The following is an 8,649-nucleotide window of genomic DNA, read 5'->3' on the forward strand; positions in this document are numbered from 1 at the left end:
ATGCCGGTCCAGTTGCCGAGCACCTCGGCGATCTGCTCGTCGTCAACCTCGCTGACGACGTCCAGGTCACCGGCCTTCCACTCCTTCTCCCGCTGCGCCTTCTGACCCAGCAGCTGCTTCTCCTTGTCGCGCAGCTGCGCGGCACGCTCGAAGTCCTGGGCGTCGATCGCGGACTCCTTGTCGCGGCGCACCTGGGCGATGCGCTCGTCGAAGTCACGCAGGTCTGGCGGCGCGGTCATCCGACGGATCCGCATCCGCGCACCGGCCTCGTCGATCAGGTCGATCGCCTTGTCCGGCAGGAAACGGTCGGAGATGTACCGGTCGGCAAGCGTCGCGGCCGCCACCAGAGCGGCGTCGGTGATGCTCACCCGGTGGTGCGCCTCGTACCGGTCGCGCAGACCCTTCAAGATCTGAATCGTCATCTCGAGGGTGGGTTCCTCGACCCGAACAGGCTGGAAACGGCGCTCAAGCGCAGCATCTTTTTCTACGTACTTGCGGTACTCGTCACTGGTGGTGGCGCCGATGGTCTGCAGCTCACCACGGGCCAGCATCGGCTTGAGGATGCTCGCCGCGTCGATCGCGCCCTCGGCGGCACCCGCACCCACCAGGGTGTGGATCTCGTCGATGAACAGGATGATGTCGCCGCGGGTGCGGATCTCCTTGAGGACCTTCTTGAGGCGCTCCTCGAAGTCACCGCGGTAGCGGGAACCGGCGACGAGCGCACCCAGGTCGAGCGTGTAGAGCTGCTTGTCCTTGAGAGTCTCGGGCACCTCGCCCTTGATGATCTTCTGGGAAAGTCCCTCCACCACGGCGGTCTTGCCGACGCCGGGCTCACCGATCAGGACCGGATTGTTCTTGGTACGGCGGGAGAGCACCTGCATGACCCGCTCGATTTCCTTCTCGCGCCCGATGACCGGGTCGAGCTTGCCCTCACGGGCGGCCTGGGTCAGGTTGCGGCCGAACTGGTCCAGCACCAGGCTGGTCGACGGCGCGGCCTCACCCGGCGCGGCACCCGCGGCGGCGGGCTCCTTGCCCTGGTAGCCGGAGAGCAGCTGGATCACCTGCTGGCGGACCCGGTTGAGGTCGGCGCCGAGCTTGACCAGCACCTGGGCGGCGACGCCCTCGCCCTCACGGATCAGCCCGAGCAGGATGTGCTCCGTGCCGATGTAGTTGTGGCCGAGCTGCAGCGCCTCGCGCAGCGACAGCTCCAGCACCTTCTTGGCCCGCGGCGTGAACGGGATGTGCCCGCTCGGCGCCTGCTGGCCCTGGCCGATGATCTCCTCGACCTGCTGGCGGACGCCCTCCAGGGAGATGCCGAGGCTCTCCAGGGCCTTTGCCGCGACGCCTTCACCTTCGTGGATCAGGCCCAGCAGGATGTGTTCCGTACCGATGTAGTTGTGGTTGAGCATCCGGGCCTCTTCTTGGGCCAGGACGACAACCCGTCGCGCTCGGTCGGTGAACCGCTCGAACATGCCCTCACGCCCCTCACGGGCACCCACGCTACCCGTCGACGGACGGCACTTGAACGCACCGAAGCGAAGATCATGCGCTGAGTCTGAGACTCTTGGCCACGTCGCAATGGTCGGCGTGGGCAGCCACTCGTGGCGCGGGCAGGCGCTCTACCCAAGGCAATACTAACGCATCACTTGAATCGACACCGGTGCCACGAGTGACTACCGGCGCGGTGTTCCGCTCCGCTCGGCACGTCGAGGCCGACCAACGGCCGACGCCGGGCCGTCGACCAGGTCGGGTGGCAGCTCCGGCCGGTCGGACTGGGCTGCCGGACGATGGCGCCCGAACCGTCGCACCATCGGCATCTCCACCCTCTGATGCAGTGCCCAGGCCAAGGCCAGCGCCACGCCGAAGAGCGCGGCGACCGCCGCTGCCGAGCCGAGCGGCCCGAATCTGGTCTCGGCGCCGATCACCTGCGTACCGGCGATGACCACCATTCAGTGCACCAGGTAGAAGGCGAACGACAGATCTCCCAGCCGCACCATGGCCCGATGGCGCAGGGGGGACGGTCGGTTCCGGAGGTCGGCGGTGGCCGCCGCGGCGATCAGCGGTACAAGCCACAGCGAGGCCAGCCCGCCGGTGGCGAACAGATAGGGAGCGGTAAGGACGAACCCGTAACCGACCACTGCGATGCCGGCCGCAGGTAGCAGGCCGATTCGCGGCCAACGACCGGCCAGCACGAACCGGGCGAGCGTCATGCCGACCACGAACTCAAGCGCCCGCACCGGTGGGAAGAAGTACACGAACCAGATCTGGCCGAACGACAGTGACCCGCTGGCGATGATCGTCAGCCGGGGCTGGTCGTTCACCAGGAACTGCGCGATCAGGGCTGCCCCGGTCATCAGGACGGCCAACGAACCCATCGTCCACCACAGCCGGTTGGCCGGGGTCCGGTCCAGGAGCGGCAGCAGCAGCGGGAAGGCGAGGTAGAAGAAGAGTTCGCGGGAGAGGGATCAGCTGACCCCGTTGAACGAGGTGCTGGTGTTGAGGCTCGGCACCCACGGGTGCAACAGCAGAGGATTCGTCACCCAGTCCAGTAGGCCGGTCGCCCGCCCGGCCACGACGGTGAGCGCGGCGGCCAGGGCGAAGGTCACCAAATGACTCGGATAGATCTTGACGACGCGTCGCCGCCAGAAACTCGTCGTGCGGTCCGCCTTCCGGGCGGTCCAGGTCAACACGAAACCACTCAGAACAAAGAAGAGACCGACACCGTACGGGCCGGCGAGTGGAAACGCGGACGCGACGAAACTGCCGAGCGAACCGTCGATGAATTGCGTGATGACCGCGATGTGGCAGGCGAAGACCAGTGTTGTCGCGACAAATCTCAGGCCGGTGAGAGAGGGCAGTCTTTGGGCAACCGGGTTGTCTGTCATGGCAAGGTGGTCACCAGACGACCGGAAGGGCGCTGATCTCGCGGGCCAGGCCGCCGGACTCCCATTTCACATCCTTCGGCTCGACCGCCAGGCGCAGCGTGGGGAAGCGGGACATCAGCGACCCGAGGGCGATCTGCAACTCCGCCCGGGCCAGGTGCGCGCCGGGGCAGTGATGCGGCCCGTGCCCGAACGCGAGGTGCGGATTTCTGGCCCGGGCGAGATCGAGCACGTCGGGATCGGTGAACACCTCGTCGTCGTGGTTCGCGGAGATGCGCGACGGCAGTACCGCCTCACCGGCCTTACCACCAGCTCGCCGACCCGGATGTCCTGCGTCGCACAGCGGGCGAAGACGGCGGCCTCGTCGGTCTTCGCGTACCGCAGCAGTTCCTCGACAGCCAGGTTGATCAGACCAGGTTCGGTCGCCAGCCGCGCGAGCTGCGCCGGGTGACTGAGCAGGAAGTACGAGCAGTGCGCCAGCTGGTAGCTGACGCTGCCGTGACCGGTGGCCAGCATCAGCCGCGCCAGGGTGATCACCTCGTGCTCGTCCACCCGGGAGTCCGCCTGGTAGCCCTCGATCAGAGCGCCGATCAGGTCATCGGTGGGCGACGACAAGCGCTGGATGAACAAATCCGCGACGTACTCCTGGAGTTGCCGCACATGCTCCTGCGCCACCTCCAGAGGCATCGAGCAGGTCGCGGTCATCGCCTGGGACCACTGCGCGAACTGCGGCCGGTCCGCCTCGGGTACGCCGAACAGGTCAGCGATCACCCCGATGGCAAACGGTACGCCGAAGTCGCCGACCAGGTCCCACGGCGGTCCCTGCGCCGCCATCCGGTCCTACAGGTCGTCCGTGATGCGCTGGATCAACGGGCGCATCAGCCGGACCCGCCGTGCGGTGAAGACGCGCGAGACCAATTGTCGCAACCGGTTGTGGTCGGGCGGATCCAGCCCGAGGATGTTCTCCTCGGGCATCACGGGAGAGGCCCTCGGCTGGTCGCGCTCACTCGCCCCGGCGCGGCTGAACCTGAGGTCATTGTGCACCCACTCGACGTCGGCGTAGCGAGTCGCCAACCACGCCTCGTCCCCGAACGGCATTCGGACCAGGCTCATCGGGGCATCGCGACGCAGGCGGGCGTACTACTCGTGGATCGGTGGCGCGTCGTCCGCGTGGAACGGATAGGGGCGGGCTTCGTCAGCGGGTGCCATGCTCGTCCTCACGGCACCTGAGTGAGTTGTGAGTGCAGGTTACGACCACACATTATTCGGTGGGTGAGAAGCGAGCAATGCTGCGTTTGTCGATGTCGGTGCAGCGTTAGCGGCACATGCTGCGGACGTTGCTCTGCCGTCAATACGAGTGACCTTGCCTGCCCGCGTCCCGGTCCTTTAGGTTAGATTGCGCGTTCAATAGAGATATTCGCGGCGCGGGTAATTTGCAAACTGTCTACCGACAGCCTTGGAGGGCGAAGTGCGAGCAGCGGTCCTGCACCCGGGCGGCGGTCCGTCCCTGGATCTCCGCGACGATGTCACTGCCCTGGGCCCGGACGCGGGCGAGGTGAAGATACAGATCAAGGCCACCGGGGTGTGTCACTCGGATCTGTCGGTGGTAGCCGGTGGTCTGCCCAGCCAGGGCACGATGATCGTCGGCCACGAGGGTGCCGGGATCGTCTGCGAGGTGGGCCCGGGTGTGACCGGGGTCCAGGTGGGCGACCACGTCGTGGTGAACTGGATTCCGGCCTGCGGGCGCTGCCCCGACTGCGTCAACGGCGAGGCCCACCTCTGTATGACCTACATGTCGGACCTCTTCGGTAAGGCGCGGTTCGCGGTCGGCGACACGCCAGCGTTCGGCATGGCCGGCACCGGCACCTGGGCCGAGCAGATCGTCGTCCCCTGGGAGGCGGCCGTACGAATCGACGACGACATCCCGTTCGAGTACGCCGCGCTGCTCGGATGCGGAGTCTCCACCGGCGTCGGAGCGGCGATCAACACTGCTCGGGTTCGAGCGGGATCATCGGTGGCGGTGCTGGGATTGGGTGGCGTGGGGCTCTCCGTCGTCCAGGGCGCGAGCATCGCGGGCGCGGCGCGGATCGTGGCGGTCGACCCCAACCGGGCCAAGCACGGTGTCGCGATGGAACTCGGTGCCACGGACGCGATCACCCCGGATGATCTGCGCACCACCCATGACGCCGTCACCGGTGGGCGGGGCTTCGACTACGTCTTCGAGGCGGTCGGTCGGGCCGCGACCATCCAGGCGGCCTGGGACGTCACCCGGCGTGGCGGAGACACCGTGATCGTCGGTGCCGGCGCCGCGGACGACCTGGTGCAGATCAATGCGTTCGAGCTGCTCTTCCGCGCCCGTAACCTGGTGCCGAGCGTCTACGGCAGCTCCGACCTCCGTCGCGACCTGCCCCGCCTGATCGCCCTGTTCCGTCAGGGTCGGCTGAACATCGAGAGCCTGATCAACCGACGCATCCAGTTCGACGAATTGAACGACGCGGTGTCCGCCCTGGAGAAGGGTGACGTGATTCGCCAAGTGGTGCTCTTCGACGACTGAGCTTGATCTTCAACCCGTGGGGTCTTGCGGGGGCACCGACCGATGACGGTAACAGCCCTTGGTCGATGATCTTCTTGTCCAGGGAGGAGCATCAACTACCAGGGGCTGTTTCGGTGACCAGTGTCCCTGCCTTGGCGGTGCTCAACGCGCACTGGCTCGCGATCGTGCAGGCGAAGGTCGGGTTGGAGCTGCAGGGTCGGGTCCTCGCGACCGGGATCATGCTGAGTTGGCTGATGGTGCCGGTCGGGTTCCTGGCGGCCGGGCCGCTCGCCGGCGGGCTGTTCGAGCCGTGGATGCGCGACGGCGGGCCGCTAGCCGCCACGGCAGGGGCGCTGATCGGCACCGGGCCGGGCCGCGGCATCGCACTGCTGGTGATTCTGGCCGGGCTCGCCTCGACGGCACTCGGCGCCGCCGCATTTTCCACGGCTCACCGAGGTGGGCGTTGCCACCACCGTCATCGAGCCGGGCCTGCGGTATCGCCATGCGCCACGCTGACGACCACGTACACATCGTCGCCACGTTGGCGCGCGAGGACGGCCGTACCGACTGGCTGCGCAACGACTACCCGCACTGCGTCAAAGCCACCTACAACGTCGTCCGCCGCTACAACCGCAGCGTCGGGTCCCGCTGACCGCACCGCGCACCGCCGCCCTCACCCCGCCGAGGTGAGCAAGGCCCGCCGCACCGCCCACGCTCAGACGCCCCGGGATGAGCTGCGGCGGCGGGTAGCCACGGCCGTAGCTGCGGCGGGGTCGCAGGACGAGTTCTTCGCCCGGCTACGCGGGGCGGGGATCCTGGTCCGGCTCCGGTACAGCACCACCAATCCCCGGCGGATCACTGGGTACGCGGTGGCCCTCCTCGGCGTACGCACCGCCGCCGGGCAGCCGGTGTATTTCGGTGGGGGCCGGTTGGCGCCCGACATGACCCTGCCGAACCTGCGGCTGCGGTGGGGCACTCCCACGCTGCTGCCGGCGGCGCCTCCGGTCGGCCGGACCGAACGGGTCGCCGCAATGCGTCAGGCCGCCAAGGTCGTCACCGTGGCCGCCGGCGACATCCGTCGAGACGCCCATGCCGCGCCCGGACGGGCGCAGGCCATCGCGGTCGCCGCGGCGGACCTGCTCACCAGCCTGGCCTCCACGGTGGAGGGCTATGCGTCTTTCAGCAACACAGGCGATCTGGTCGCTCCGACTTTGGCCCGCGCCGCGATCACGGAGAGCAGCTTGGGCGATGCTCTTGAAGACTTCACGCAGAAGCGGCAGGGTAAGTACCACAGGCCGATCGCGGAGTGGGTGCATCGCATTCTTCGGCCCCTATTTTCGATCAACTGCCGGACCAGGACGCCTACGACTCGGAGTTCGATCGCGCCGAGGTCATGCTCGGCCTGCTCTCAACGGATGCGATCGATGTTCGGATTGCTGCATCATTTGAGGATCGCCACTGGGTTCGATCCCAGTGGTTCGGGCGCTCGATGTGGCGGTCCGCCCACCATTACGGCAACGCTGTCAAAGATTTCGCCCAGGAGTTTTCCGCGCAGGGCGTGATGTGGGCCCATTGCGGGCGAACCTGTTTTGTGGGGACGAGGACCGAGTTCGCGCGGCGCTGGAGGAGTACGGGAAGAACTTCAACGAGGGGGCCGGGCGCATGTGGTGAGCCGGGCGCAGGTGGGGCTGACAAACTCACGCACAATCGTGCGCCGAGGGCGCCTTTCGAGCTCGCTCGGTAAAGGACCAAGCCGCGGGCGCACCCATTGCTGATATCCCCTCACGTATACGCATTTGTTGAACTCGAAGAGACGCTGCCGAGTCCGATTACCGTCCGGAATGTGCCGACGTACAACCCGGACGGCCGCGAGTACGACATTGCCACCCCGGTTCCCGCGCGCCACGCAACTGTCATCGGGGCACTTCGAAGTTGAGCGGGGTTTGCGCCTGAAGCCGACCCGAATGTGAAGGGCTCGCAGCTCATCGATGATCATCTGAGTGTCTAAGTCGGATGGTCACGAGTGAAGAGCTGCGAGCATGGTCAACGATACGACCCGGTTGTTGTGGCTGGACGGGCTGGTCGCCGAGCGGGTGGAACTGGACGCCGCGGGTGTCCCGGTGATGGACCTGTCCACCGGGTGTGAGCTGGCACGGTGCTGTCCGCAATGCGGGCAGAGGGCGGTGCGGGTGAAGCAGTGGACGGTGACCCGGCCGCGGGACCTGCCGGTCGCCGGGCGGCCGGCGCGGTTGCGCTGACGGAAACGCCGCTGGTACTGCCCGACCCCGGCCTGTCCGCGCAGGTCGTTCACCGAGCAGGTCGCTCAGGTCCCGGCTCGTGCCCGGCTGACCACCCGGTTGCGGCAGGCGGCAGGTGCGGCGGTCGCCGACGGCGGGCGCACGATCGTGCAGTCGGCCCGGGATCATGGCATCTCGTGGCCGGTCGTCGCCGAGGCGTTCACCGCCCACGCGAACGCGGTGCTGCCGGCCGAACCTGGGCCGGTCGCGGTGCTGGGCATCGACGAGGTTCGCCGTGGCAAGCCGCACTGGACATGGGACGAACAGGCTGGATCCTGGACCACAACCGCAGACCGGTGGCACGTGGGATTCTGTGATCTGTCCGGCGGACAAGGGCTGCTCGCCCAGGTCGAAGGCCGTAACACGGCGGCGGTCACGGGCTGGCTGACCGGGCGCCCGCAAGCCTGGCGTGATCAGGTTCAGGCGGTGGCGATCGACATGTGCACCGTGTTCAAGTCCGCGATCCGGCAGGCGCTACCGCACGCGGTGCTGGTCGTCGACCACTTCCACGTCGTGCAACTGGCCAACCGGGCCGTCACCGAGGTCCGCCGCCGTATGACGCTGACCCAACGCGGGCGCCGCGGCCGTGGCAGCGACCCGGAATGGCAGATGCGTAACCGGCTGACTCGCTCCGCTGCCCGCGTGCCTGGCAAGCACGTCGATCGCCTCGTTGACACCCTCCAAGCCCTGCCCGCCAAGCTCGGCGCCCCGATCCTGGCCGCGTGGAACGCGAAAGAAGACCTGCTCGACCTGCTCTCGACCGCCCGCACCCAACCCGACCGGGAACACGTCCACCGGCTCCTGCACCGCTTCTACGCCCGCTGCGCCGCCTCCGACCTGCCCCACGGCCCCGGCGTTGTTCCGGCTTGAGATGTTCTGTCCAGGTTCAGGATGGGTCCAAGGTAGTTGTGGGACGAGCGCGACTCTGATGATCTTT

At 67.5% G+C, this 8,649-nt stretch carries 8 protein-coding genes and 2 pseudogenes; 5 read left to right on the forward strand and 5 right to left on the reverse strand.

Annotation, left to right across the window (positions count from 1 at the left end; translation table 11 throughout):
- The 5 genes and pseudogenes from AB0H52_RS30990 to AB0H52_RS31010 all read right to left on the reverse strand — a co-directional run.
- Nucleotides 1-1,472, reverse strand: a 1,472-nt coding sequence (locus AB0H52_RS30990; RefSeq protein WP_357951822.1) for a Clp protease N-terminal domain-containing protein, incomplete at its 3' end; no start/stop codon positions are given.
- Between the two features lie 201 nt (nucleotides 1,473-1,673).
- Nucleotides 1,674-1,949 (reverse strand): hypothetical protein, encoded by a 276-nt coding sequence (locus tag AB0H52_RS30995; RefSeq protein WP_151493400.1) that lies wholly within the window; start codon nucleotides 1,947-1,949, stop codon nucleotides 1,674-1,676.
- Nucleotides 1,950-2,885: pseudogene (locus tag AB0H52_RS31000) on the reverse strand (acyltransferase).
- Nucleotides 2,886-3,042: 157 nt separating this feature from the next.
- Nucleotides 3,043-3,132, reverse strand: a pseudogene (locus AB0H52_RS31005) (hypothetical protein); the annotation flags it as partial.
- A gap of 590 nt (nucleotides 3,133-3,722) precedes the next feature.
- Nucleotides 3,723-3,995, reverse strand: a complete 273-nt coding sequence (locus AB0H52_RS31010; protein WP_151492848.1) for a hypothetical protein — start codon at nucleotides 3,993-3,995, stop codon at nucleotides 3,723-3,725.
- Between the two features lie 355 nt (nucleotides 3,996-4,350).
- On the opposite strand from AB0H52_RS31010, the gene AB0H52_RS31015 reads away from it, so the two are divergent.
- From AB0H52_RS31015 to AB0H52_RS31035, 5 genes are all read left to right on the forward strand, one after another.
- Nucleotides 4,351-5,436, forward strand: a complete 1,086-nt coding sequence (locus AB0H52_RS31015; RefSeq protein ID WP_151492847.1) for a Zn-dependent alcohol dehydrogenase — start codon at nucleotides 4,351-4,353, stop codon at nucleotides 5,434-5,436.
- A gap of 481 nt (nucleotides 5,437-5,917) precedes the next feature.
- Nucleotides 5,918-6,067 carry a hypothetical protein gene (locus tag AB0H52_RS31020; RefSeq protein ID WP_192580496.1) on the forward strand — a complete coding sequence of 50 codons (150 nt, stop codon included), beginning with the start codon at nucleotides 5,918-5,920 and terminating at the stop codon, nucleotides 6,065-6,067.
- Nucleotides 6,068-6,101: 34 nt separating this feature from the next.
- Nucleotides 6,102-6,977 (forward strand): hypothetical protein, encoded by an 876-nt coding sequence (locus tag AB0H52_RS31025; RefSeq protein ID WP_151492845.1) that lies wholly within the window; start codon nucleotides 6,102-6,104, stop codon nucleotides 6,975-6,977.
- Between the two features lie 477 nt (nucleotides 6,978-7,454).
- A complete protein-coding gene (locus AB0H52_RS31030) occupies nucleotides 7,455-7,673 on the forward strand; it encodes a transposase family protein (protein WP_225854820.1) in 219 nt (72 codons plus the stop codon).
- A gap of 219 nt (nucleotides 7,674-7,892) precedes the next feature.
- Nucleotides 7,893-8,582, forward strand: coding sequence for a transposase (locus tag AB0H52_RS31035; protein ID WP_357951826.1), 690 nt, complete (start codon nucleotides 7,893-7,895; stop codon nucleotides 8,580-8,582).
- The last annotated feature ends 67 nt before the right edge of the window (nucleotides 8,583-8,649 follow it).

This window comes from Micromonospora sp. NPDC050695 (genome assembly GCF_040654415.1).
Lineage (GTDB): Bacteria > Actinomycetota > Actinomycetes > Mycobacteriales > Micromonosporaceae > Micromonospora.

Excerpts from the sequence above, each read along its gene's own strand:
- AB0H52_RS31030 (WP_225854820.1), top strand. The coding sequence starts at position 7,455 with ATGGTCAACGATACGACCCGGTTGTTGTGGCTGGACGGGCTGGTCGCC.
- AB0H52_RS30995 (WP_151493400.1), bottom strand. The coding sequence starts at position 1,949 with ATGGTGGTCATCGCCGGTACGCAGGTGATCGGCGCCGAGACCAGATTC.
- AB0H52_RS31020 (WP_192580496.1), top strand. The coding sequence starts at position 5,918 with ATGCGCCACGCTGACGACCACGTACACATCGTCGCCACGTTGGCGCGC.
- AB0H52_RS31010 (WP_151492848.1), bottom strand. The coding sequence starts at position 3,995 with ATGAGCCTGGTCCGAATGCCGTTCGGGGACGAGGCGTGGTTGGCGACT.